The sequence below is a fragment of the Corynebacterium glyciniphilum AJ 3170 genome (assembly GCF_007673095.1).
Taxonomy (GTDB): Bacteria; Actinomycetota; Actinomycetes; order Mycobacteriales; family Mycobacteriaceae; genus Corynebacterium.
This window is the reverse complement of record NZ_VDYZ01000003.1, coordinates 1-23935: the sequence shown is the minus strand read 5'-3', so window position 1 is coordinate 23935 and position 23935 is coordinate 1. Positions and strand designations below refer to the sequence as shown.

Here is a 23935-nt window from a genome sequence, read left to right as displayed (position 1 = left end):
GACCGACTGTCGGTCACAGCGAGAGCCGGCGAGGTCACAGCTCTCGTCGGGTGCCGGGAAGACCACGCTGTTGAATATGATGGCAGGGTTGGAACGACCCACATCCGGCGGGGTTACCTCTCCCGGAAGACGGACACGGAGCTTCATCTTCCAGGATTTCAATCTGCTGGACTCCATAAACGCCCGTGACAACGCGCTGCTCACGCGACGCCTTGTCGGGAAAAGGGTGCGGAAGAAGGACGTGGACACCGTCTTCGGCACGCTCGGCATCGACGGTTTGCAGCGGCACCTTCCCCACCAGTTGTCGGGAGGCCAACAGCAGAGGGTGGCAGTGGCCAGGGTACTGATTGCGGAGGTTCCCTATGTCTTCGCTGATGAGCCCACGGCCGCGCTTGACCCGGTAAGTACCTCGGTGGTGCTGCAGAGTCTGCGTGCTGTGGCAGACTCCGGCGCGACTGTCGTGATGGTGTCACATCAGCGGGAAAACCTACGGATTGCCGACCGCACGGTCGACGTCGTCAACGGTCCGGCGACCCGGGTCAGGTCCTGATGCTGGGTGCCATCCTGACGACTGCGTGGTCCGACATCCGTGCCACCCGGTACTCCTGGTTCGCTGTGGCGGTCACGTTGACGGCTGCGGGAGCGGCTACGGCGTATTCGTTGGCCTTCCTCATTGACGGTGATCAAGGGGCCGCGGAGGTCGGGGGTACACTTCTCGGCCTTGCGCTGGTCGGGACGGTCAGCGCGACCACGTCCATCACCGGCCTCGTGGTGAATGAGCGTCGACGCGCCTATGCCCGGTGGAAGCTGGTGGGAATGTCAGGTGCCGCTGCGTTCACCGTCGTGATGACCCAGGTCCTCACAGTCACGGTGATTGCGGTGGTGCCGGGAGCGCTGCTGGCCTTTCCACTGGTCCCGTGGGCCGCGGACTACTTCGCGGCTCAGGGAGCCCCGCTCGGCGACCCGGAGGTCGGACTCGATGTCATCGTCATCGCCGTCGCCGTCTGCGCGGGTGCTGTCGTCCTGGGCAGCCTGGGAAAAGTGTTGGCGGTGTCCCGGGTGCGTCCGGTCGCCGCACTACGGACGGCAGTCGCCCCCACGGCCCGGCCTGGAATCCTCGCCACCGGCTGGAGCCTCATGATGACGGTTGTATTGGTCATGATTCTCACCTCCGGTGAAATCCACGAAGATGGTGCGGTGCTCGGCGTCCAGGTGATCGTACTGCTGACTGTCGTTCCGGTGACAGGCTGGCTGGTGCTGGCGCTGCTGCCCTGGACGAGACTGCTCCACATCTTCGGACCATCCGCGAGAGTGTCCGCAGGAGGCGCGCGGATTCGCTCGGCCTTCACGAACGCCCAGGTGCTGCCGTGGTTCCTTCTCGCGGGCCTGATCGTCGGCATCGGGTCACCGATGATGGTCGTGGTGCGGGCCGACGGGGCAGAGCTGACGGGGGCGGAACTCCTCGTGCCGATGCTGGCACCGGCCGTCATTCCACCGTTGACTGCCGGAATCGCGTCGATCCTGGTGCTGACACCGACGATGAGGGCCGATGCCCGCGTCCTGGTTCGTGCAGGTGGGGGAAGACGGCATCTTCTCGAGGTGATCGGGTGGGATTCTCTCGTGGTGGTGGTTACCGCGGGGATGCTGACACTGGCCGTCACCGTCCCCGGCATCGCCGTGGCGAATGCGGTGTGCAGAGGTGAACCATGGCCACCGGGCTGGTGGACAGATATCCTGTGGGTACCTTTCGGAGTCGTAGCCGGGGTAATGTGGCTCCTTATCTCCGGCGTGTCATTCCTGGCGCGACCGACATCACCCGGAAGAGGGGTGGAGACAACTCCCGTAGTCGTCTGAGCCCCTTAAACTCCGGGGCGGTTCTCCCGCACAGTGGATGACATGGACATTGTGACGAAGGCCGTGAGTAAGACGTACCGGGAGCAGGACGGCCCGGTCATCGGAGACGACGACGGGAGGGGCATCGACCTCACGGTCCCCGCCGGATCATTCCTGGCGCTGATGGGGCTGTCCGGATCAGGCAAGTCGACCCTGTTGAACATCCTCGCCGGAATTGTCCGCCCCACCTCCGGTCGTGTCCTCTACGACAGTAGCGATATCTGGGACGTCTCCGACGGTCACCGTTCCCGGTTACGGGCCGCGTCCACGGCCACCGTCTTCCAGGAGTACAACCTGTTTGACTACCTCACGGTCCGCGAGAACATCGCCCTCGGTATGCGACTGGCGCACGGCCGGGCTGAACGGGGCGCGATCCGGCAGGCACTGTCGACGGTGGGCATGGAACCTCATACGGACAACCGCCCCGACGAGTTGTCCGGTGGGCAGCGCCAACGCGTCGCCATCGCCCGTGCCGTGGCCTCGGATCCCCACGTCATCTTCGCTGACGAACCGACGGGTGCTCTCGACGAGACCAACGGACGGATCGTCGTCCGGCTTCTGCGGGAACTGGCGGATGCAGGGACCAGCGTGCTCATGGTCACCCATGAGCCGGAGATCGCCGCGGCAGCTGACAAGACCCTCGTGCTCCGGGACGGCATGGTCGATCACGGATGACGGTACTTCGACTTCTGGCCGCCGGACACCGGTCGGCGAGCATGGCGTACCTGACGGTCGGCGCCCTACTGGTTGGCCTTGCCGGTGGGATCATCGGAACGGCTGTACGAGCCACCGGTGTTGCCGACGAACTCCGCGGGGCGGACGTCGTGACCACAGACACCGCCGCAGAGTGGGGAAACCACCAGGGTGTCGCAGACTACACCTTCATGGTCGCAGCGATCGCATGCATCGTCGGAATGATCCTGGTGGCGTCTGCGGCGCAGTTTCTCGTCGCCAGCTTCGGCACGACGAGTCGGCGACTCCGGATGCTGGGGGCCTCGCGGCGCGCTGTCCGGTGGCGCCTGACGGCTGCGGTGACGGTGGTCAGCGCTCTCACCGTCCTCCTCGGCGTGGTCCTGTCACCGGTGGCGGCCCGCGGATTCCGGCTTCTGCTGGAACGGATCGGGCTGTCGACGACGGGCCTGGGGACCGCGTGGACACCACAGCCTGCCCTGATAGCCGGCATATGTCTGATGGGGTGGGGCGTTCTGGCAGTGTGGTGGCAGGCCCGTCACCTCGCCGGTCTCGCGGAGGACGCCCAGGTGCCGACACGACGTCGCCACCGCCACCGCATCCTTGCCGTGCCGGTCCGCTACGGGGTGGGGATCGCCGCCGGAGTCGGACTGTGGTTGATGCATGACGCTGAGATGACCCTGGAGAACTTCAATGAGATGGCCTTCGGCATCGCGTTCTGTACCCTGCTCGTGGTGTGGTCGTGTGCCGCGCCGGTCCTGCGTGGTCTCGGGTGGATGCTGCGCCGTGGCGGTACCGGACGAATGGTCATCGGTGGTGTCGCCGGCGAGCACGCGCGCCGGGTCGCGGGGATGTCCCTCGTCGCGTCAATGGTCATCATCCTCGGCGGGACCTCCGCGTTCGCCGCGCTCACCAGCACTATCGGAGAGGCGTACCGTAGCGAGGCATCACTGCAGGCCACAGCAGTCACCGAGCAGAGGCTGACGGCGTCGCAGACCGATGCTGCCCGTGACGCGGGACTCGTGGTCTCACCGTTGCACACCGATGCCGGCTGGCTGGAGGGACACAACTCGGTGGACATGGTTCCGGTTCATCGGGTTGATCCGGTCGGAATCGGGCGGCTCCTCGTCCCCGGCGCCGTCACCTCCGGATCACTGGACGACCTCGGCGGTGACAATGTCGCAGCGGACGACCGTCGGACGCTGGGGGACACCGTTCTCATCCGGGACGACGACGGAGAGCAGCGGGAGGTGACTGTCGTTGCCACGCTGGACCGTGATTCCGCCCTGGGGAGCGGGATCACCGTCGACGACAGATCCTTCCCGGTCAGCTCGGGTGGACAGCAGGGGGCCGTGACTGACAGAACCTATGCTTCCGGCCACAAGGACGCCGGTGGCGTGGTGCCGGGAGTCAGGTGGGACGATCCGCGGCACAGCACAGAAGAACAGATCGCCGACACTCAAGCAGGTCAGTTGACTTCCCTGGTCGGCATGGTCGGGGGAATCGGCGTTGTGGCGGTCGTGGCCCTGGTCCATGCGGTGGTCGGATTCGCCGCGGACTGTCGTGGTACACGCACCAGGATGCGACGGATCAGCTTCTCCTGGGCGCGTGTCACCGGTGCTTTCGGCGGTCTCGGGATGATCATCGCTCTGGCGGCGGGGCTGATGGCAGCAGCGTCACTGTGGGTGGCACACCGTAACCTGGCCGGGATGCTCTCGGAGGTGGGAGCGGACACGACGATCGGGGTGCCGTGGATTCTCCTGGTTGGCCTGTGGGGCACCGTGGTTCTGGCAGGGGTGGCGGGGACGGCGTCACCGTCTGTGGTCGACGCGGCCCGGTCACGGTCACGGTCCCGGCCCCGGAGCACGGCTACTGGTAGCTGACGATGTCCGGTGTGGGTTCGACAGCTGCGGTCTGCTCGGGAGTGAGCATCGGTTCATCCTCGTCGATGAAGTTCTTCCAGCCCAGGGCGATCGCCGGATCGAGTCCCTGGCGCACGACCTGCCAGGTCTCCGCCTTGACGCCCTGAGGCCCGTGCCCGTCGCAGTGCACGGCGACGCTGACATGATCGGTGCCGGTCACCATGGCCTCGCGGTTGCGGATCATCTGCAGCTGGAACTGGTGGATCATCAGGAGTTTCTGGGGGAGCTTCTCCGACACCACCAGCCCCTCGAGCCATTCCGCGACCTCGTTGATCTCCGAGGCATCGACGTGTCCGACTTCGACCATCGGCTGGTCGTCGGGGCCGAGCCGCCATTCCGGGTCCAGAGCGAGTCCCACACTGGGATGTTTCAGAAGGTCGGCGTAGTGCTGCGCCTGCTGCAGGAGCGTCTCGCGTCCGGGCTGGATGTCGATGATGGCGTAGCCGCCGGCATCGACGATGGCCTCGATCCAGGGCCTGACCTCCTCCGGGTCGCTGTAGTTGCTGAAGTTCCCCGAAGGGCCGGGATCCTCGGCAGCGACGGTCACGATGATCTCGAAAGAGGGGATGACCGGTACGTCGCTGGTCGGACCGTACTGCTCCGCGAGCTGTTGTGCCCTGGTGACGGCTTCGTCCGGTGGCTGTTCACCCATCACGCCGAGCAGAGGCTCATTCGCGTGCCCGTAGAGTGCGATGATCTTCCGGCCCGGGAACATGACCTGACCACCGCCGGGCAGGCGTCCGTCCACGGCCCCGGCGAGTTCACCGCGGCGTCGCAGGTCGTCGTCACTGCCGAAGCCGTTGCCCAGGGCTACGAGGTTGCCGGCACCGTTGAGCTCGTCGACCGTGGCCTCGATGGACTCGTCGGTGGAACGCGGATCGGCGGCGACGACCGGCACCACGGTGAAGCCAGCCGCAGTGGCGGTGGCGACGCTGGTCGGTGACGACGAGGGGACGGCAAGTGCGACCCCCGACCGTTGCCTGTCATCACCGCGGATACCGCCGGACGCCTCGTCCGGCCAGGCGACTCCCGTGCCGCTGTCCCCGCCGTCACTGCCGTCACTGCCGGTGGTGTGGACGGTGATGTCGGTCCCTGGGCTGGCTGAGGCTGCAGACGGAGTGTCAGTGCCGCCGACGAGGACGACCTCGGAGACTCCGAGGCGTTCCAGTTCCCCGGTGACATCCGTCGTGGCGGAGTCACTGTCCGCGAACACGGGGACCCCGTGTTCACGGGCGAGGCCGCATCCTGCCTCCAGATGTTCGTCGGAGGCAGAGGCTGCGACGATGACGGCGATCTCAGCGGTGGCGAACAGGATTCTGCTGGTGGCGACGCCCGACGGATCATCCTGGATGACGGTGACACCGGTGCCGTCCGCTGGTCGCGCGCGTTCTTCGCCGCCACCGGAACCGCTGCTGCCGCCGGAGGAACTGTCACCGGAACATGCGCTGAGGGGCACGGCGGCCAATGCGAGCGCACCGGCGCTCAGGAGGAATGTGCGGCGGGACAGTGGCACTACGGGGACGGCCTTTCGGAATAGGGGCAGCTGTGGTGTGGGACGGAGGAAACCTTCCCCGACCCTATCGCCCGGGTCAGGCGATCGCGGCGGCGGCCTCCGTCCCCTGCAGGATCGCGCGCTTGGCGTCCAGCTCGGCGGCGAGATCGGCACCGCCGACGACGTCGAAGGTGATGCCTGCCTCCTGCAGTGGCTCGACGAGGTCGGTGACCGACTCCTGCCCGGTGCACAGGACGATGGAGTCGACCTCGAGCACACGGCGCTCCGTCAGCGTCCGGTTGCCGTCCTTCTCCTCGTAGAACGCCAGGTGCAGCCCGGCATCGTCGATCTTCTCGTAGGTGGCACCGCTGATCTGCTCGACCTTCTTCATCTTCACCGTGGCCCGGTGGACCCACCCCGTCGTCTTACCCAGCGTCTTTCCCTGGCGCGACGCCTTACGCTGGACCATGTAGACCTGACGCAGCGGCTCCGAGGGGCGTGGCTTCGTCAGTGCCCCGACGGCGGCGGGATCGTCGTCGACGCCCCACTCCTGCTCCCACTCCTTGAGGTTCAACGAGGGTGAGTCCGCGCCGGACGGTGTCGTGAGGAACTCGGAGACGTCGAAACCGATTCCCCCGGCACCCATCACAGCGACCCTGCCACCGATCTCACGTTCACCCCGGACGGCTTCTGCGTAGGTCATCACGCTGGGATGGTCGATCCCTTCGATGGCAGGCACCCGGGGAACGACACCCGAGGAGATGATCACGTGGTCGAACCCGCCGTCCACCAGGTCCGCCACGGATGCACGGGTGTTGAGGCGCACGGTGACACCGAGTTTGTCGAGCTGGGTGGAGAAATAGCGGATCGTCTCGTGGAACTCCTCCTTACCCGGGATACGGGCAGCGATGGAGAACTGCCCGCCGATACTGCCCCTGGCCTCGAACAACTCGACACGGTGCCCACGTTCGGCGGCGGATACCGCGGCAGACAAGCCTGCAGGGCCGGCACCGACGACGGCGACCTTCTTGGCACGGCGGGTCGGGGTGAGAATCAACGTCGTCTCCCGTCCGGCGCGCGGATTGACCAGGCAGGAGACAGGCTTCCCGACGAAGGCGTGGTCTAGACAGGCCTGGTTGCATCCGATGCAGGTGTTGATCTCGTCGGAACGGCCGGTCCGGGCCTTGGACATGAAGTGGGGGTCAGCCAGCAACGGTCGCGCCATCGACACCGCGTCTACCTTGCCGTTGGCCAGGATGCCCTCGGCGACCTCCGGGGTGTTGATACGGTTCGAGGCGATGAGCGGGATCGAGACCTCGTCGCGCAGACGCTCCGTGAACTTCACGAAGGCACCCCGGGGCACTGAGGTGACGATGGTCGGGACACGTGCCTCATGCCACCCGATGTCGGTGTTGATCGCGTCGACACCGTGGCGTTCCGCACGCCGGGACATCAGCGCGATCTCGTCGAACGTCTGGCCGTTCTTGACGAAGTCGGCGATGGACTGGCGCAGGATCACCGGAAAGCCCCGGGGGACCTGACGTCGGATCTCGTCGATGACCTCGACGAGGAAGCGCTGACGGTTCGTGGTGGACCCGCCCCAGCGGTCGGTACGGTCATTGGTGTGGGGGCACAGGAACTGGTTGATGAGGTAGCCCTCGCCGCCCATGATCTCGACCGCGTCGTATCCGGCCTTGCGGGCGAGGCGGGCGGCCCGTCCATAGGAACGGATGGTGCTCCGGATCATGCCCTCGGTCATCCGGATGTGCTTGAACGGGTGGATGGGGGAGGGCTCGGTACCCGGGGCAGCCTTGAACGGGGTCACGCCGTAGCGACCGGCGTGCAGTATCTGCATGGCGATCCGTCCTCCCTCCCGGTGGACGGCGTCGGTGATCCGGCGGTGGTGCAGGACCGCCAGCGGTGTCGCCATCCGGCCGCCGAGCGGGGACAGGTCACCACTGCGCGTGGGGGTGATGCCTCCGGTGACGATGAGCCCGACCCCGCCGCGGGCACGTTCAGCGTAGAACTCGCCGAGGCGGTCGGCGTGCCAGAACCGGTCCTCCAGGCCGGTGTGCATCGAGCCCATCACCGAGCGGTTGGGCAGGGTCAGTCCACCGATCGTCAATGGAGTGAACAGGTGGGGGTACGGGGGAGTAGTCGGTGTCGTCACTGTGCCTGTCGGGTCTGTCACGGTCGGTCACTGTCCTTCTCGGTGGTCGTGGGTGAGGGCGTCACGTACTTCGGTGCACCAGTCCACGAAGCTGTCCTCGAGCCGGATACCGAGACGAAGGACGAGGTGCTGGTGCAGTCGTCGTCCGGTGAGGACACCCATGGATCCCTCCGTTTCTTCCGGCCCCTCGGTGCCGGGTGTGGTGCCGGCGACTTCGGGGTACTGGGTGCGCTCATAGCTGCGGTAGAGGCGGAGCCGTTCTTCGTGGGCGTCTCGGTGTCTCCCGATGTCGACGAGGAGGTCGTCGAGGTCTCCGTGTTCGGCGCCGCGGATCTTCACGGAGAGGTCGTCGCGGATCTTCATCAGCTCGGACGGGTCGGAGATCCAGGTGTGCAGCGCCGTCCTGCCGGCGGGGGAGAGAGTGTAGATTTTCTTGTCCGGCCTGCCGTCCTGGGCGACATCGCGACATGTCACCAGTCCGTCGTCGTGCAGGCGGGCCAGGGTGCGGTAGATCTGCTGTCGGGTTGCGGGCCAGAAGTGGCCCAAAGATGTGGCGAACTGTCGTCCCAGCTCATAACCAGTTCCCGGCCGTTCGGCCAGGGAGATCATGATCGCGTGTTCCAGTGCCATGTCCGTCAGCGTAATCCACGTCACACCGCCGGAGGGAACTAGGACACGAATTGATGTGAAACTTGTTTCATATACCCCCGGTTCGGGGTTGGCAGGGGACAGCGTGCGGCACCCGGCCCATAGACTTGCTGACCATGAGTGTGGAACTTGATGAGGTCCGGCGCTTCCTCAGCGCGCACGAGCCCTTCAGTCATCTCCCGGACGAGGAACTGGACTCGCTTCCCGGCAAGATGGAGATCATCTACGTCCGGCGCGGCGAGACGGTCATCACCGCCGGACAGCCGAACGACACGCTGTACGTCATCCGTTCAGGTGCCGTCGACGTCCTCGACACTCAGGACGTGCTGCTCGACAGGCGGGGAGCCGGCCGGTTCTTCGGTCACTCCACCATCGTGACCAAGGGAGGGTTCGGTGCAGAACCCGGACCGTCGCGGTACACGATGATCGCGGTGGAGGACAGCCTCCTGCTGACGATGGAGCGCGAGGAGGTCCGTGGGCTGATCGAACGGAACCCGGAGGTGGCCCGCTACTTCGCCGGTGTTTCTGAACGGATCCGGGCTGCCGCGGAGCGGCTGAGCGTGCGGTCCGGGTCGGACGCGCTGCGGACCAGGGTCTCCGAACTGGTGGACCGGGATCCGGTGTCCGTGGGATGTGAGGCCACGGTGCAGGAGGCGGCGAAGTTGATGAGCGGGAACGGGATCTCCTGCCTCCCGGTCATCTCCGACACCGCAGACACAGCCGGCACGGCAGATACGGCCGGCACGGCAGATACGGCCGGACTCCCGTCGGTGTCAGGAAATGAGCTCGTCGGCATCATCACCGACCGCGACCTGCGGAACCGGGTCCTCGCCGAGGGGTTGTCGACCGCCATCCCCGTGTCGGACATCATGACGCGGGATCCGTTCTCGACGACGGCGGACACCACCGCCTTCGAGGCGATGCTGATGATGAGTGAACAGGGGGTCCACCACCTGCCGGTCGTCGGCGGTCTGGACGGTGGCGGTGACGGGGTCACCGGTGTGATCTCGGCGTCGGACATCATGCGTGCGCTGCGCAATGACCCGATCTACCTCACCGCGGATCTCGCCAAGGCCACGGACACCGAGCAGATGCGCAGTATCTTCAACGACACCGCGGAGATGACCAGCGGTTTCATCAGCAGAGGCGCATCAGCTGAGGAAGTCAGTGAGATCCTGACCGTCGGCCTGGACTCTCTGGCGCGCCGGCTTCTGGTGCTGACGGAGGAGAAGCTCGGTCCTCCTCCGGTGCCGTACGCCTTTATCGTGATCGGGTCCCAGGCCCGCCGCGCGGTCGGCTTCTCCTCCGACCAGGACAACGGTCTGGTCCTGCACAACTCCTACGACGAGGATCGTCACGGCGAGTACTTCGCGGAACTCGGACGGATGGTCTGCACCGGTCTCAGTGAGGCCGGACAGCGGCTGTGCCCGGGCGACATGATGGCGATGAACCCGGCGTGGAGGATGACGGTGGACCAGTGGAAGGATTCCTTCCACACCTGGGTCACCGCGCCGAACCCGGATGCACTGCTGCACGCGCAGACCTTCTTCGACATGCGTCCGATCTACGGCGCCCGCGAACTCGCCGACCAGGTCCACCGCTATTCGGTGGCGCTGGCGCGCAGTTCCTCACGGTTCCACGCCCGCCTGGCTGCCCTGGTGGCCCGCAAGGAGACTCCCCTCGGCATCTTCCGCGGTCTGGTCGTCCAGCGTGGCGGTGACTACCGCAACACCCTCGACGTCAAAGCCGGCGGAACCGCCCCGATCGTCCAGATCGCCCGGTTGTACGCTCTGATGGGCGGGGTGAAGGCGGTGGGGACCCATCAGCGGCTCGCCCAGGCGCCGTCCACCGGGGTGCTCACCCAGAAAGCCGCCCGAGACCTGACGGAGGCCTTCAACTTCCTCAAGTCACTGTCCCTGCGCCACCAGGCCAGCCAGCTCCGCAGCGGAGGTGAGGCGGACTACCGCATCGACCCGGATTCCCTCGGGAAGCTCGACCGCGAGAATCTCCGTGACGCCTTCGGCATCATCAAGAGCATCCAGACATCGCTGGCCGTCAAGTACCCGGTGAGGAACACATGAGCCTGCTGCGCAGACTGTGGGAGAAACGCCGCGCCACCGGAGCACTCGCTGATTTCTACACGGTGGCGCCGCCTTCGGGCTCCACCCCGCTGGACGATCTTCCGGTTCTCGCGGTGGACGTCGAAGCGACCGGGCTCGACCTGACCACCGACCGCCTGTTGTCGATCGGCTGGGTGCCGATGGACGGACGACGGATCGTCCTGTCGGGTGCCCGGGAGGTGGTCATCTCCGGCCCGCAGGACGACGGTGACGGTGTCGGTCAGTCCGCCACGGTGCACGGTCTGACCGATGACATGGTCGATGCCGGCATGCCGCTGGCGGACGCTCTCGGAGAACTGCTTGACGCACTGCGGGGACGGGTGATGCTGGCGCACTTCTCCCTGATCGAGGAAGACTTCCTCTCCGCGGCGTGCCGGTCTGTCTTCGGTGCGCGGCTTGTCGTCCCCACCCTGGACACCTATGCGCTGGAACGACGGCGGATGGAACGCGACTCCGTCCAACCCCGGGGTGAGGACCTGCGCCTGCCGCGGATCCGGGACCGTTACGGTCTGCCGTCCTACCCACCGCACCGCGCGGTCACCGACGCCTTGTCCTGTGCGGAGCTGTTTCTCGCGATGACCTCACCGGCGAACGGCCGCTCACCCTATTCGACGTTGAGGTCCGCACAGGTATAGAGATCACAGACGGGGGCGGTCTCAGCGGCCCCTGTTTTCCGCTGTAAGCTAAGTGACCATGAGAATTTCGCGCATCGCACACCCTGAAGGTATGGCCTTCGTGGCACTGGAGGGGGGAGAGGCCGACGGGACCGGGGCAACCTGCCGTGAGATCGCCGGCCACCCTTTCGGGGAGCCTGAGTTCACTGGACGGACCTGGAGGTTCGAGGACGTCCGTCTGCTGGCCCCGATCCTGCCCTCCAAGGTCGTCGCCGTGGGACGTAACTACGCCGACCACGTCAAGGAGGTCTTCAACAAGTCCGCGGAGCACCTGCCGCCGACGCTCTTCCTGAAGCCGCCGACAGCCGTCGTGGGTACCGGTGCGCCGATCCGGAAGCCGGAGTGGGCGACCCGCGTGGAGTTCGAGGGCGAACTGGCCATCGTCATCGGCAAGCCGTGCAAGGACGTCAAGCGGGACGACTGGAAGAACGTCGTGCTCGGTTTCACGATCGTCAACGACGTCTCCTCGCGTGACCTGCAGTTCGCCGACGGCCAATGGTCGCGTGCCAAGGGGCTGGACAGCTTCTGCCCGTTGGGCCCGTGGATCGAGACCGACCTGGACTTCACCGACCTGACGGACCTGCCGATCAAGGCCCACCTGACCCATGACGGGGAGACGGAGACCAAGCAGGACTCCAACTCGGACCAGATGATCAAGTCCATCCCGGAGATCGTGGAGTGGGTCTCACAGGCCTTCACGCTGCTGCCGGGAGACGTGATCTGCACCGGTTCGCCGGCCGGCACGGCCGAGATGCTCCCGGGTGACACCATCGACATCGAGATCCCCGGCCTCGGCCACCTGGTCAACCCCATCGAGGCGTACTGACCCGTTCCCGTCCTGAGGGGGCGGGAATCAATCCGGGGGAACTCGGGGGCTCAGACCGCGCGCATTGCGGCGGGTACATTGAGCGCCCGCAACGCGGTCTGCAGTTTCGCGGTCGTCTCCGCCGCCTCCGCGGCGGGGGAGGACGAGGCGATGACGCCACCGCCGGCCCACGCCCTCGCTGTGGCTCCGGCGACCTCGGCACAGCGGATACTCACCATGTACTCGCCGTCGCCGTCGTCATTGCACCACCCGACGAATCCGGCGTAGAAGCAACGGGGTTCCTCGACCTCGTTGATGATGCCGATGGCGTCGTCAGTGGGCGTGCCGCCGACCGCAGGTGTGGGGTGAAGCATCAGCGCGAGGTCAAGGGCCGAGAAGTTCAGGTCCGGCAGCGTGCCACGCACCGGGGTGGCGAGGTGCCACATCTCATTGGTCTTGATCAACTCGGGTGCGTCCGGGATGGAGAGCTCGGAACACACACCACTGAGCACCTGCCGGTAGTGGTCCACGACCAGTTCGTGTTCGGTGAGATCCTTGGTGGAGTCCCGCAGCATCCGACCCATGGTCTCGTCGGCCTGCCGGTCCGCGAGACGGGCGGCGGAGCCGGCCAGTGGACGCGCTTCGACGGTGGTGCCGCGCCTGCGGATCAGTACCTCAGGGGAGGAGCCCACCAGCATGGTCCCGCGGTCATCCGAACGTCCGGTGGCGGACAGGTCCACCGCGAAACCGTCCCGGTGCGCGGACAGGTCGATGAGCCGGGCGGCGATGAGGAGAGGATCAACCTCCTCGGCGAACTCGATGTCGACGGCCCGGGCCAGCACCACCTTGCGCAGCGTCGTGTTGTGCATCGTCTCGATGGCCGCCGCCACTGTGGACTGGTGTTCCTCGGAGCTGCTCAACGGGTGGACGTTGACCACCTCGAGCCGGTCGCCGAGATCCCGGCCACGGTAGTGGGCGGGTGGTTCCAACGGGCCTTCGGTTTCGATCACGGTGCCGGGAACCGTCAGTGCGGCGCGGTTGCCGGTGTCGAAGGGGACGGCGCCGACGACGAGTCGCGCGCTGCCGTCGCGCAGTGCCGTGGCAGCCTCGAACGGATCGGGGTAGGACGCGCGTGTCCCCTGAGTGCGGATGCTGCCCGACGCGCGGGAAAGGAGAAAGTCCGGCGCTGTTGACGGGCGATCGTTATTGATCACACAGCCACCGTACCCAGGGGGGAGAAACAAACTGAAATTGCTCGCCCCACATGTGCGGCTACGCGTGCCAGCGCACTCAACCGCGGCCGAGGTACGGCATCCCGGCGGCTGTCACCGTCACCCGGTCCACACAGACGTCAGCCGGCATCCCTGCCACGCTGACCAGCAGTCGGGCCGCTTCCGTGGCATCGAAGGTAGGTTCGGGTGCGGCATTCGTGGTGAACGTGTCCAGGAGAGCGGTGCGGGCATTCCCGATATCGAGTTCGGTGGCGGTGATCCCCACGTCGCGGCCGTCCAACGCCGTCGACACCGTCAGCGACGCCACTGCGGCCTTGGACGCGGCGTAGGCGGCAGCGCCCGCACGTGGGGCGTGTGCGGCGATGGACCCGTTGTTGATGATCCGTCCACCGCCGTGGGCCGCCATCCAGGCGAAGGCGGCCCGGGTGCAGAGGAGGGTTCCGGTGAAATTGGTGCGCAGTGTCGTCTCGACGTCCCCGGGGTCGACGGTGTCGATGCGACCGGTGGGACCAGGGACGCCGGCGTTGTTCACCAGAAGATCGAGTCGTCCGGATTCCGCGGTGACATGGTCGAAGGCGGCGGCGACGGACTGCCGGTCGGTCACATCGCACGGGACGGCGAGGTGACCCTCACCCGGGCAGGCGGCCACGGTCTCCTCGAGCGTCCGTCGTGTACGGCCCAGGGCGGCGACGGTCCAACCGGCGTCCGCCAGAGCAACAGCGAAGGTCCGGCCGAGCCCACCGCCGGCACCGGTGATGACGACGGTGCGGGCGGCGAGAGGGTTGTCAGTGTGCAGTGGGGTCTCTGAACCAGTCATGCCGACTATTCTCGCCGATCCGGAACGCCTGAGGACGGTAGATTGGGATAACCGGTAACCACCCCGGTGGAGTACCCCGGGAGAACGGAGACGAGAGCATGTCATCGGAACTGACCGCCATGGTGACCTCAGTGAACTGCTCAATCGGCAGGCCGCCGGGCGACCCTGACCTGGACCGGGCCGGGGCCCTCGGCCTGGACAGGATTGAGCTGTGGTGGCCCTGGACCACCCCCGAGCCCGCCGACCGCGAGATCGACGACCTGGTGGGTGAGCTGAAGCGCCGGGAACTCACCCTGACCGCCGTGAACTACTGGGGTGGTGACACCGCGGCCGGGGACCGGGGCGTGTTACACGAGCGTCCCTTGAGCCGGCGGCACGTCGACGCGATGTCCAGACTCGCAGAGGCCACCGGGGCCGACCGTTTCAACCTGCTGGTCGGCAGGGGAGGTCGCAAGCTCGGCCCCGACCAACTCGACAACATCGCCGCGGTGGCGCACACCGCGGGAGGGCGGGGGCAGGGGACCGTCCTGATCGAGCCGAGTTCCGGGGTGGACGACTACCCGATCGCCACCGTCGCTGACGCACGTGCCGTGATCAGCAGTATCTCCAACACCGCCTTACTGGCTGACTTGTGGCACCTCAACCAGACCGACGATGTCTCGGAGTGGTTGGACACTCTGGGAAAGCCGGGAGACGGGGACGACGATGATGCGGTGTTCCCGGCGCATGTCCAGATCGCCGACGAACCCGGTCGTGGTGCGCCGGGCAGCGGCGGGCTGCCGCTGGAGGATTGGGTGGGTGCGCTGCGCTCCGCCGGGTACTCCGGCGACGTGGCGGGCGAGTGGATGTGGTGAAATAGGGCACCATGAGTGAAGTACGCGTACGTTTCTGCCCCTCGCCGACCGGGACCCCGCACGTCGGCATGGTCCGCACCGCACTGTTCAACTGGGCCTACGCCCGGCACACCGGCGGCAAGCTGGTGTTCCGGATCGAGGACACTGACGCCGCCCGTGACTCCGAGGAGTCCTACGAGGCGATCGTCGACTCCCTGACCTGGCTCGGCCTGGACTGGGACGAGGGGGTCGGGGAGCCCGGAGGTCCGCACGGCCCCTACCGGCAGTCGCAGCGTATGGAGATCTACACGGAGGTCCTCGAGAAGCTCAAGGCGTCCGGCGACGTCTACCCGGCATACTCGACCGCCGACGAGGTCGAGGAGCGCCACCGCGCGGCCGGACGCGACCCGAAGCTGGGATACGACAACTTCGACCGCGACCTGACCCCCGAGCAGATCGCCGCCTTCGAGGCAGAGGGACGCTCCCCGGTATGGCGGCTGCGTATGCCGCAGAAGTCCTGGACCTGGACTGACCTCGTCCGCGGTGACATGGTCGTCGACGGGACGACGGTGCCGGACTTCGTGGTCGCGCGGTCCAACGGCCAGCCGCTCTACACCCTGGTCAATCCGGTCGACGACGCCCTGATGCGCATCACCCACGTGCTGCGTGGTGAGGACCTGCTGCCCTCGACCCCCCGTCAGCTCGCACTGTACGAGGCCCTGGTGCGCATCGGTATCGCCGAGGCGACCCCCACCTTCGGCCACCTGCCGTTCGTCATGGGCGAGGGCAACAAGAAACTGTCGAAGCGTGATCCGGAGTCCAACCTGTTCAACCACCGGGACAACGGCATCATCCCGGAGGGCATGCTGAACTACCTCTCCCTGCTGGGCTGGTCCCTGTCGGCAGATGAGGACGTCTTCGGCGTCGATCAGCTGGTGGCGAACTTCGACGTCGCGGACGTCAAGCCCAACCCGGCCCGGTTCGACCAGAAGAAGCTCGAAGCACTCAACGCCGACCACATCCGCCTGCTGGATCTGGAGGACTTCACCGGGCGGCTGCGCAGCTACCTGGAGGAGTACAAGGGGTTCCCGACGGACTATCCGTCCGACAAGTTCGCCTTCGCCGCAGACCTGGTGCAGACCAGGATCAAGACCCTCAGTGACGCGGACGGCCTGTTGCGTTTCCTGGTTACCGCGGACGAGGACCTCGAGCTCGACCCCAAGTCGGCGAAGAAGAATCTCAAGGACGACGCGGTCGAGGTCCTTGATGCCGCCATCGAGGAGATCGAGCGGATCGGGGACGGGGAGTTCGTCACCGATACGATCGAGGCTGCTCTGTCGTCCAGGTTGATCGAGTCGATGGAACTCAAGCCGCGCAAGGCCTACGGGGCCCTGCGGGTGGCGGTTTCCGGGGCCGCGGTCTCGCCGCCGCTCTTCGAGTCGATGGAGCTGCTGGGGAAGGAGTCCACTCTCGCCCGCCTGCGTGCGGCCCGCGCGGTCACGCCGTACGCCGCCACGGAGTAACGCCGGTGGTGATGCCAGGACTGGTGCTTTGACCTCGCAATTTGCGACCCGGAGCGCGTCCTGGTTATAGTATCCACCGTTGCAAGGCAGCGCGGGGAACACGCGGTGCACAGAGCAACGAATGGCCTATGGTGTAATTGGCAACACAGCGGTTTCTGGTACCGTCGTTCTAGGTTCGAGTCCTGGTAGGCCAGCGGAAACGCTGAATATGTTGTGCAGCTTGTTTTCATGCCCCGTTCGTCTAGCGGCCTAGGACGCTGGCCTCTCACGCCGGTAACACGGGTTCAAATCCCGTACGGGGTACAAGGTATGTGAGCGCAGAGCCCGGTCTTCGGACCGGGCTTTTCGTATGTCTGGGGGCCGCCCCACCGCAACGTGGGGGTTAATGGTGAGGGAGCAACCCCGGAGGTTGGTCCGACCGGCCTCCGGGGTTGCTGCGTGACGGGGGTGTGGGGGCTCTGACCCGTGCCTGCCTCGCAGCAGAAGGGGGTTCAACTGTTCGTAGACGAAAGGTCTAGGGTGGTTGGGGTGACCATGCCGAAGAACCTGATCCTCGTCCGCCACGGCCAGAGCGAGGCCAACGTCATCCAACGTGCAGACAAGGCCGGCGACCAGGCACTGTTCAGTGAAGAGACGATGCTGGTGGCGGACCGCTCCTGGCGGCTCACCGATGCCGGTGTCGCCCAGGCCCACGCGGCGGGTGAGTGGATCACCAATCATGTCGACGACCTCGACCGGTGTATCACCTCGCCGTACGTCCGTACCCGGGAGACCGCTGCGAACCTCGGACTGGTGGGGGCGCGGTGGGAGGAGAACCGGGTGGTGCGTGAGCGGTCCTGGGGCGAGATCTCCCCGCTGCCGCGCAAGGTCTTCGAGGAGCAGTACGCCCACAACGCCCTGTTGAGGCGGAAGGACCCGCTGTACTGGGCACCGCCGGCGGGGGAGTCGATCGCGAATGTCGCCGAGAACCGGGTGCGGAACATGCTCAGCACCCTGCACCGGGAAAGCAGTGAGCAGAATGTCCTGGTGGTCACGCACGGGGACTTCATGTGGTCGACTCGCCTGGTTCTCGAGCGGTGGAGTGACGAGGAGTTCCTGCGCTACGACAAGGATCCGGAGATGACCATCTTCAACTGCACGGTGCTGCACTACACGCGGATCAGCCCCGATACCGGGGAGGTGGCACCCTGGATGCGGTGGGTCCGTGCGGCGCACCCGTTCTGCGACAAGCGGACGGGTCGGTGGCGCATGGTCGAGCAGCCATGGCAGCGATTCGACCGTGACTACCTCAGCAATGAGGAACTGCTGGCGGTGGCCGAGGAGCAGGCGCGCCTGCTGTCGGAGTAAGAAGTCAGGACCGGCCCGTCACAGTACCGTTCTCGACGTGGAAGGCATGGAAGAGACCGTTCTTCGTAGGGCCGACCTCCGCTGCCACGGCGTCCGTCATCACGTCTGAGCGATCCGTGTAGCCCAGCAGGTACTCGTCGAAAGCGGGAAGGTCCCGTGGAGTGCCGAGCGCGCTGTCGACTTCCGCGTCCGCGACATCCTGCTGCCAGTCGGCCATGTGAAGTGTCCGGCCGTCTGCAGCCTCGACGGTGACGACAGCGCCGGTGTCGAGGGCGAGAGCGGTCGCTGCGCGTACGTCCCGGAGCGTCAGCCCCGACCACCACGCCAGGTCCTTGACAGTGGCGGGCCCGCGCGAGCGGTAGTAGCGGACGGCGAGCTCACGCAACGCGTCCTCCCCGGTGAGGTCGCGGGGTTGGGACACGACGGCGTCGTGGAGGACGAAGGTGTCCTCGCTGCGACCTGCCCCGGATGCCCCCTCTGTGCCCGCCGACTGAATGGAGCGCGGTCCCTGGATGATCTCACCTTCACCGCCGAAATGGCGCAGCATGTGCGGCCCTCGCCCGCCATCCGGGTCTACCCCCGCCTCTGCGAACACCAGATAGGCCTCGCTGCGTGGCAGGGGAGCAGGAGCGGCTGTGAGCCGGGCGAGGAGTGCTGTTCGGCACGTGTCGACATCGTCGTCGGAGAGACCCAGGCCGCCCCGGCGCTTCTTTGAGGCGGCCTGGACCCGCGGCGTGCACAGGCGGGTCATCCACCGGACGTCTTCCGCGGCGAGCAGGTGATGTGTGCCGCGCTGGGACCAGCTGCGGACTACGCCGGCGTCGTCGAGTGCGGCTATGTCGAGGTCAGTCACTCCTGCACGCACGCCGAGTGCGGTGACGCCCGCCCGGAGATTCTGCGCCTGCATGGCGAGCATATGGGCGGCTGTGATCTGGATGTCCGGTGCTGCGGGGAACGGTCGGGCTCGTGACGGTGCGAGCAGTTGCGCGATGAGCCGGAGGCCTCGGAGACGGTCGGCACTGAGCGTGGTCATGGGTCCAGCGTAGCCGGCGGGGCGGACAGGAGGATAGACATGATATTTGCACGTCATGGACGTGATTATGTGCTTCTGCCGACGGTCCTATATAGTTCTCCCCGTTGCACAGCGCGGACACACGTCCTGCTGGTCAATCTATGTGAAAGTCCTTGCCCCGTTCGTCTAGCGGCCTAGGACGCTGGCCTCTCACGCCGGTAACACGGGTTCAAATCCCGTACGGGGTACAAGATATGTTCAGCCCGGTCTTCGGACCGGGCTTTTCTACGTCCGCAGGGTCGCTCGAGAGCAGTGCGGCGCTGGGACAGACACTCAGGGGTGGACAGGCTGCCATTTTCCGACCCACGGTGTCCGTCTCAGCGTGCCACGGTGTGCGCCCGTGTCACTCGGCCCCCTCAGCGCAGGTAGCGCTCCAGTTCGGCGGCGCTGTGCTGCAGTGCCTCGCGGTGCCGCGCCGCCGGCGAGGGGCCCATACGCTCGGCGGGCCCGGAGATCGACAGGGCGGCAATCACACCCGAGGCGTCCCGCACCGGCACCGAGACGCTGGCCAGGGCGGCGTCGCGTTCCCCGACGGATTCGGCGATCTGGCCGGCACGGACGAGTTCGAGGTCCTCGGCGGTGTAGTTCGCGTTGGCGAGGATATCGTCCTGGAAGACCTTGGGGGAGTACGCCACGAGGACTTTCGCCGCGGACCCGGCGGTGAGGGTCAGGCGGTTTCCCACTGGTACCGTGTCCCGCAGGCCCTGGCGGGGTTCCGCCGTGGCGATGCAGACGCGTTCCCGCCCGGACAGCTTGTAGATCTGGACGGCTTCGCCAGTGCGCTCGACCAGGTCGGGCAACACATGCTCGGCGGCCTCGTCGAGTCGCGTGGAGGACTTCGGTGCCAGCTCGGCCAGTGCCGGGCCGGCGGTCCACTGACCGTCCTCCAGGCGGGTCACCATGCGGTGCTTCTCCAGTGCAACGGCGATGCGGTGCGCGGTGGCGCGGGGCAGACCAGTGGTCTCGCACAACTCGGACAGGCTGTGTGGCCGACGCGCGACGATGCCCAGGATGAGCAGGGCGCGGTCGAGGACCTGGATGCCGCTGGTGGTCGTGGACGCCGTGGATGCCGGGGCTGCCGCAGGTACGGAGTTCGGCGAGGACGTCTCAGTGTAGGTGGGGTTTCCCATGATCTGATACTATACATTCCAACCAGTGGAACTTCCAGGCTGCCACGCAGTGACGAGCGGGCACCGCCGGATTCTCCGGAAGGCTGAAGAGGCTGAAGAGACAGTGGAGAAAGTGGAGACCGAGGAGAGAACTGTGAATGCTGTGACCCGGCAGACGCATCCAGACGACAAGACCCCCACCGCGACCCCGCGCACCCTCGCGCAGAAGGTGTGGGACTCCCACGTCGTGACCAGAGGGGAGAACGGTGGGCGGGACCTGCTGTACATCGACCTCCACCTGATCCACGAAGTCACCAGTCCCCAGGCATTCGACGGGCTGCGTCAGAACAACCGGCCGTTGCGTCGTCCTGACCTGACCCTGGGCACCGAGGACCACAATGTCCCGACCCTGGGTGTTCACTCGGGCAACCTCCTGGAGATCGAGGACAAGGTCTCACGCCTGCAGGTGGAGACACTGCGCAAGAACTGCGAGGAGTACGGAGTCGTCCTGCACTCCATGGGCGACGGCGACCAGGGCATCGTCCACACCGTCGGCCCGCAGCTCGGCGCGAGCCAGCCCGGGATGACCATTGTCTGCGGCGATTCACACACCTCGACCCACGGGGCTTTCGGCTCCATCGGCATGGGGATCGGCACCAGCGAGGTCGAACATGTGCTGGCGACCCAGACCCTGCCGCTGGCACCGTTCAAGACCATGGCGATCGAGGTCAGCGGTGAACTGCAGCCCGGTGTCACGGCCAAGGACCTGATCCTCGCCATCATCGCGAAGATCGGTACCGGCGGTGCGCAGGGGCACATCATCGAGTACCGCGGCGAAGCCATCCGGAAGCTGTCCATGGAAGGACGCCTGACGATCTGCAACATGAGCATCGAGGCAGGCGCACGGGCCGGGATGATCGCCCCGGACGACGTGACCTTCGACTATCTCAAAGGTCGCAGGTACGCGCCGACCGGCCAGGACTGGGATGACGCGGTCGAGTACTGGCGCTCACTGCAGACCGACGAGGGCGCTGTCTACGACACCGTCGTCGAGATCGACGGATCCGCCCTGACCCCTTTCGTCACCTGGGGCACCAACCCGGGGCAGGGGCTGCCGCTGGACGGTGCTGTCCCGTACCTGGAGGACATCACCGACGAGACTGCCCGGATCTCAGCGGAGTCCGCGCTGGAGTACATGGGCCTGGAGCAGGGCACGCCCCTACGCGAGATCGGCATCGACACCGTCTTCCTCGGCTCATGCACCAATAGCCGTATCGAGGACCTGCGGGCCGCCGCCGAGGTGCTGCGTGGCCGCACCGTCGCCTCGTCGGTGCACATGATGGTGGTACCGTCGTCCACCTCGGTCAAGACGCAGGCGGAGTCTGAAGGTCTCGACAGGGTCTTCCTCGACGCCGGTGCCGAGTGGCGTACGGCGGGATGTTCGATGTGCCTGGGCATGAACCCTGACCAGCTGGCCCCGGGGGAGCGGGCGGCATCGACATCGAACCGCAACTTCGAGGGCCGCCAGGGCAAGGGGGGACGCACCCACCTGGTCTCGCCGACCGTCGCTGCGGCCACCGCGGTCCTGGGACACCTGGCCAGCCCGTCCGATCTGCCCGCCCTCAGCGTCGAGAAGGGAGCCTGAGCACCATGGAGAAGTTCAGCACACACACCGGTGTCGCGTGCCCGTTGCGCCGGTCGAACGTGGACACCGACCAGATCGTGCCCGCCGAGTACCTCAAGCTGGTCACGAAGACCGGTTATGAATCGGGCCTTTTCAAGTCCTGGCGGCGCGACCCCGAGTTCGTGCTCAACCAGGAGCCCTTCGCCGACTCGACGGTACTGGTCGCAGGACCCGACTTCGGCACCGGCTCGTCCCGTGAGCACGCTGTGTGGGCGCTGTTGGACTACGGGTTCCGTGTCGTCTTTTCCCCGCGTTTCGGCGACATCTTCCGGGGCAACACCGCCAAGAACGGCCTGCTCGCCGCCACGATGACCCCGGAGGACATCGAGCTGATCTGGAAGTTGATCGAACAGCAGCCCGGTGTGGAGATGACCGTCGATCTCGAGGCGCGCACCGCCACCCTGGGCGAATACGTCTTCGCCTTCGAGGTCGACGATGACACCCGGTGGCGTCTGCTCAACGGCCTCGACGACATCGGCATCACCCTGCAGGACGAGACGGCGATCTCCGAGTACGAGTCGACCAGGCCGTCCTTCAAACCGGTTATCCGGTAACAGGCCGGGGCCTGCGGCAGAGGATTCGGCCGACTGGCAGGGGTACGCGTCGGTTTCCGCCGGAAATCCGACCCGCGGGTCTGCCGTCGGGCCATCGCCTCTGATGCTCCTATAGTTTGTCAAGCTGCTGCCTCAGTCACCTCAGCCAGATAAGCCCGGTAACGCTGCGTGAAAGCGGCATCATGAGCAACTCCGCGCTCGATGGCGGAAATCTTGTTCGAATGTACCTCCAACACCCCCGCAACAGCCTGGATGGACAAGCCTCGTTGTCGACGAAGCGGCCGTAGATCAGCAACACCACCGACCTGCGGGGGATCTACGATCAGAGCGTAAACCTCATTGGCGATATAGCGTTTCAGACACCGCAGAATCTCCATCTTCGTCTTGCCTTCGCCCAGACGCCGGCCGATGTAGTCCTTGGTGCGTTGATCGCTGGCCATCCTGACCAACGCAATGTGGTACAAAGCGCAGTTGGCGTCCCGATCTCCACCCCGATTCAGCCGCATCCGCTGGGTCTTACCGGACGAGGCGGGAATAGGACAGACCCCGCACAACGCCGCGAACTTGGCCTTGGAGCCAATCCTGTCCGGGTTCTGCCCGGCGGTGACCAGAAGTTGCGCGGCGGTGACGGTTCCCACCCCCTTGGCCGCCAACAGGGCCGGGGCGGTGTCTGTGACCATTTGGGTGATCCTGGTGTGCAGGTCGGTGATTTCAGTGTCGAGGAATCCGATACGTCTAGCCAACCCGGCCAGCACGATCAACAGTGGGTGGTCGGTGTCATCGGTGATGGTGGCCAGCCGTGCCAGCAGCATCCTCGCCGAGCGGCACTGGTAGGCCTGGCGGAGGTCCTGGGGTGCAGTGACCAGCAGACTGCGGATCTGGGTCAGCGCGGCACTGCGGGCTTTGACCGCACTGGTCCGGGCTTTCAGCAACGCTCGGATACCGTCGACGACTCCCCCGAGGAGCTTCGGCACCGGCAAGTCAGTGTTACCAGCGGCGGTGACAGCGGCATTGTAGGCGTCGATGGGATCGGATTTCCCTCGACGGCGAGCCGCCCGGGACGGGTGGATGACTTCCGACACGCTGACGCCCTGATCGTGCAGGTAGCTGCTCAGCGTTGCGCCGTAGGAGGCGGTGCCTTCCACCCCGACGCGGATCAGGGTGCCGAATGAGCTGATGAAAGCATACAGTGCCGCCAACCCGGCGGTGGTGGTGTCGAATTCGTGGTCACCGAGGTGACGGCCTACTGCGTCAACGACGGCGGCGTGGTGGGTGTCGGCGTGGGTGTCGACCCCGGCGTAGACCTCCGGGGCAGCGCCAGGCACGGTGGGCACGGTGGGCACGGTGGGC

General features: G+C 66.3%; 20 protein-coding genes and 3 tRNA genes. 15 read left to right on the top strand and 8 right to left on the bottom strand.

Features of this window, described 5'->3' with window-relative positions:
• Positions 1-79 precede the first annotated feature (79 nt).
• The 4 genes from FS507_RS03690 to FS507_RS03675 are packed head-to-tail and all read left to right on the top strand — an operon-like array spanning position 80 to position 4466.
• Entirely contained in the window at positions 80-550 is a 471-nt protein-coding gene (locus FS507_RS03690; RefSeq protein ID WP_440130335.1) for an ATP-binding cassette domain-containing protein, read from the top strand.
• Positions 550-1854, top strand: coding sequence for an FtsX-like permease family protein (locus FS507_RS03685; protein WP_145941476.1), 1305 nt, complete (start codon positions 550-552; stop codon positions 1852-1854). The genes FS507_RS03690 and FS507_RS03685 overlap by 1 nt, the downstream gene beginning before the upstream one ends.
• A gap of 42 nt (positions 1855-1896) precedes the next feature.
• The gene (locus FS507_RS03680) at positions 1897-2568 is read left to right on the top strand and encodes an ABC transporter ATP-binding protein (RefSeq protein WP_145941475.1); all 672 of its coding nucleotides are present in this window, start codon (positions 1897-1899) and stop codon (positions 2566-2568) included.
• Positions 2565-4466 carry a hypothetical protein gene (locus FS507_RS03675; RefSeq protein ID WP_145941474.1) on the top strand — a complete coding sequence of 634 codons (1902 nt, stop codon included), beginning with the start codon at positions 2565-2567 and terminating at the stop codon, positions 4464-4466. The genes FS507_RS03680 and FS507_RS03675 overlap by 4 nt, the downstream gene beginning before the upstream one ends.
• Here FS507_RS03675 and FS507_RS03670 read toward each other — a convergent pair.
• The 3 genes from FS507_RS03670 to FS507_RS03660 form a co-directional block, all read right to left on the bottom strand.
• Positions 4453-6018 carry a cell wall-binding repeat-containing protein gene (locus FS507_RS03670; protein WP_145941473.1) on the bottom strand — a complete coding sequence of 522 codons (1566 nt, stop codon included), beginning with the start codon at positions 6016-6018 and terminating at the stop codon, positions 4453-4455. The genes FS507_RS03675 and FS507_RS03670 overlap by 14 nt on opposite strands.
• Positions 6019-6094: 76 nt before the next feature.
• Positions 6095-8167 (bottom strand): NADPH-dependent 2,4-dienoyl-CoA reductase, encoded by a 2073-nt coding sequence (locus FS507_RS03665; RefSeq protein ID WP_145941633.1) that lies wholly within the window; start codon positions 8165-8167, stop codon positions 6095-6097.
• A 27-nt stretch (positions 8168-8194) separates the two neighbouring features.
• Positions 8195-8797, bottom strand: coding sequence for a PadR family transcriptional regulator (locus tag FS507_RS03660; RefSeq protein WP_145941472.1), 603 nt, complete (start codon positions 8795-8797; stop codon positions 8195-8197).
• A gap of 134 nt (positions 8798-8931) precedes the next feature.
• Here FS507_RS03660 and FS507_RS03655 point away from each other — a divergent pair, with 134 nt between their 5' ends.
• The 3 genes from FS507_RS03655 to FS507_RS03645 are packed head-to-tail and all read left to right on the top strand — an operon-like array spanning position 8932 to position 12435.
• Positions 8932-10896, top strand: coding sequence for a putative nucleotidyltransferase substrate binding domain-containing protein (locus FS507_RS03655; RefSeq protein WP_145941471.1), 1965 nt, complete (start codon positions 8932-8934; stop codon positions 10894-10896).
• A complete protein-coding gene (locus tag FS507_RS03650) occupies positions 10893-11570 on the top strand; it encodes an exonuclease domain-containing protein (protein ID WP_145941470.1) in 678 nt (225 codons plus the stop codon). Before FS507_RS03655 ends, FS507_RS03650 begins: the two co-directional genes overlap by 4 nt.
• Positions 11571-11628: 58 nt before the next feature.
• Positions 11629-12435 (top strand): fumarylacetoacetate hydrolase family protein, encoded by an 807-nt coding sequence (locus FS507_RS03645; RefSeq protein WP_145941469.1) that lies wholly within the window; start codon positions 11629-11631, stop codon positions 12433-12435.
• 50 nt (positions 12436-12485) lie between these two features.
• On the opposite strand, the gene FS507_RS03640 is transcribed toward FS507_RS03645, so the two are convergent.
• Both FS507_RS03640 and FS507_RS03635 read right to left on the bottom strand, forming a co-directional pair.
• Entirely contained in the window at positions 12486-13628 is a 1143-nt protein-coding gene (locus FS507_RS03640) for an isochorismate synthase (RefSeq protein WP_145941468.1), read from the bottom strand.
• A gap of 76 nt (positions 13629-13704) precedes the next feature.
• Positions 13705-14463 (bottom strand): SDR family oxidoreductase, encoded by a 759-nt coding sequence (locus FS507_RS03635; RefSeq protein ID WP_145941467.1) that lies wholly within the window; start codon positions 14461-14463, stop codon positions 13705-13707.
• A gap of 98 nt (positions 14464-14561) precedes the next feature.
• Here FS507_RS03635 and FS507_RS03630 point away from each other — a divergent pair, with 98 nt between their 5' ends.
• The 5 genes from FS507_RS03630 (at position 14562) to FS507_RS03610 (ending at position 18166) form a co-directional block, all read left to right on the top strand.
• Positions 14562-15317 carry a TIM barrel protein gene (locus FS507_RS03630; RefSeq protein ID WP_145941466.1) on the top strand — a complete coding sequence of 252 codons (756 nt, stop codon included), beginning with the start codon at positions 14562-14564 and terminating at the stop codon, positions 15315-15317.
• A gap of 11 nt (positions 15318-15328) precedes the next feature.
• Positions 15329-16819: a glutamate--tRNA ligase gene (gene gltX, locus FS507_RS03625; protein ID WP_145941465.1), complete on the top strand. Its 1491-nt coding sequence runs from the start codon at positions 15329-15331 to the stop codon at positions 16817-16819.
• Between the two features lie 122 nt (positions 16820-16941).
• Positions 16942-17013, top strand: a tRNA-Gln gene (locus FS507_RS03620).
• A 36-nt stretch (positions 17014-17049) separates the two neighbouring features.
• A tRNA-Glu gene (locus FS507_RS03615) sits at positions 17050-17122 on the top strand.
• Positions 17123-17353: 231 nt separating this feature from the next.
• Entirely contained in the window at positions 17354-18166 is an 813-nt protein-coding gene (locus tag FS507_RS03610) for a histidine phosphatase family protein (RefSeq protein ID WP_260853163.1), read from the top strand.
• A gap of 4 nt (positions 18167-18170) precedes the next feature.
• Here FS507_RS03610 and FS507_RS03605 read toward each other — a convergent pair whose 3' ends face one another.
• Entirely contained in the window at positions 18171-19199 is a 1029-nt protein-coding gene (locus FS507_RS03605) for a winged helix DNA-binding domain-containing protein (protein ID WP_145941463.1), read from the bottom strand.
• A gap of 154 nt (positions 19200-19353) precedes the next feature.
• On the opposite strand from FS507_RS03605, the gene FS507_RS03600 reads away from it, so the two are divergent.
• Positions 19354-19426 (top strand) — tRNA-Glu (locus FS507_RS03600).
• 168 nt (positions 19427-19594) lie between these two features.
• Here FS507_RS03600 and FS507_RS03595 read toward each other — a convergent pair.
• Positions 19595-20368, bottom strand: a complete 774-nt coding sequence (locus FS507_RS03595; RefSeq protein WP_145941462.1) for an IclR family transcriptional regulator — start codon at positions 20366-20368, stop codon at positions 19595-19597.
• 133 nt (positions 20369-20501) lie between these two features.
• Between FS507_RS03595 and leuC the strand changes: the two genes are divergently transcribed.
• Positions 20502-21992: a 3-isopropylmalate dehydratase large subunit gene (gene leuC / locus FS507_RS03590; protein WP_145941632.1), complete on the top strand. Its 1491-nt coding sequence runs from the start codon at positions 20502-20504 to the stop codon at positions 21990-21992.
• 5 nt (positions 21993-21997) lie between these two features.
• Positions 21998-22585 (top strand): 3-isopropylmalate dehydratase small subunit, encoded by a 588-nt coding sequence (gene leuD / locus FS507_RS03585; RefSeq protein ID WP_145941461.1) that lies wholly within the window; start codon positions 21998-22000, stop codon positions 22583-22585.
• A gap of 119 nt (positions 22586-22704) precedes the next feature.
• Here the strand turns inward: leuD and FS507_RS03580 are convergent, their stop codons facing one another.
• Positions 22705-23928 carry an IS110 family transposase gene (locus FS507_RS03580; protein ID WP_260853162.1) on the bottom strand — a complete coding sequence of 408 codons (1224 nt, stop codon included), beginning with the start codon at positions 23926-23928 and terminating at the stop codon, positions 22705-22707.
• Between the last annotated feature and the right edge of the window lie 7 nt (positions 23929-23935).

What these genes read in the sequence shown, in the direction of transcription:
- FS507_RS03630 (WP_145941466.1), top strand. Translation starts at nt 14,562, where the DNA reads ATGTCATCGGAACTGACCGCCATGGTGACCTCAGTGAACTGCTCAATC.
- FS507_RS03650 (WP_145941470.1), top strand. Translation starts at nt 10,893, where the DNA reads ATGAGCCTGCTGCGCAGACTGTGGGAGAAACGCCGCGCCACCGGAGCA.
- FS507_RS03660 (WP_145941472.1), bottom strand. Translation starts at nt 8,797, where the DNA reads ATGGCACTGGAACACGCGATCATGATCTCCCTGGCCGAACGGCCGGGA.
- FS507_RS03645 (WP_145941469.1), top strand. Translation starts at nt 11,629, where the DNA reads ATGAGAATTTCGCGCATCGCACACCCTGAAGGTATGGCCTTCGTGGCA.
- gltX (WP_145941465.1), top strand. Translation starts at nt 15,329, where the DNA reads ATGAGTGAAGTACGCGTACGTTTCTGCCCCTCGCCGACCGGGACCCCG.
- FS507_RS03675 (WP_145941474.1), top strand. Translation starts at nt 2,565, where the DNA reads ATGACGGTACTTCGACTTCTGGCCGCCGGACACCGGTCGGCGAGCATG.
- FS507_RS03655 (WP_145941471.1), top strand. Translation starts at nt 8,932, where the DNA reads ATGAGTGTGGAACTTGATGAGGTCCGGCGCTTCCTCAGCGCGCACGAG.
- FS507_RS03605 (WP_145941463.1), bottom strand. Translation starts at nt 19,199, where the DNA reads ATGACCACGCTCAGTGCCGACCGTCTCCGAGGCCTCCGGCTCATCGCG.
- FS507_RS03635 (WP_145941467.1), bottom strand. Translation starts at nt 14,463, where the DNA reads ATGACTGGTTCAGAGACCCCACTGCACACTGACAACCCTCTCGCCGCC.
- FS507_RS03685 (WP_145941476.1), top strand. Translation starts at nt 550, where the DNA reads ATGCTGGGTGCCATCCTGACGACTGCGTGGTCCGACATCCGTGCCACC.
- FS507_RS03595 (WP_145941462.1), bottom strand. Translation starts at nt 20,368, where the DNA reads ATGGGAAACCCCACCTACACTGAGACGTCCTCGCCGAACTCCGTACCT.
- FS507_RS03610 (WP_260853163.1), top strand. Translation starts at nt 17,354, where the DNA reads ATGCCGAAGAACCTGATCCTCGTCCGCCACGGCCAGAGCGAGGCCAAC.
- FS507_RS03690 (WP_440130335.1), top strand. Translation starts at nt 80, where the DNA reads ATGGCAGGGTTGGAACGACCCACATCCGGCGGGGTTACCTCTCCCGGA.
- FS507_RS03680 (WP_145941475.1), top strand. Translation starts at nt 1,897, where the DNA reads ATGGACATTGTGACGAAGGCCGTGAGTAAGACGTACCGGGAGCAGGAC.
- leuD (WP_145941461.1), top strand. Translation starts at nt 21,998, where the DNA reads ATGGAGAAGTTCAGCACACACACCGGTGTCGCGTGCCCGTTGCGCCGG.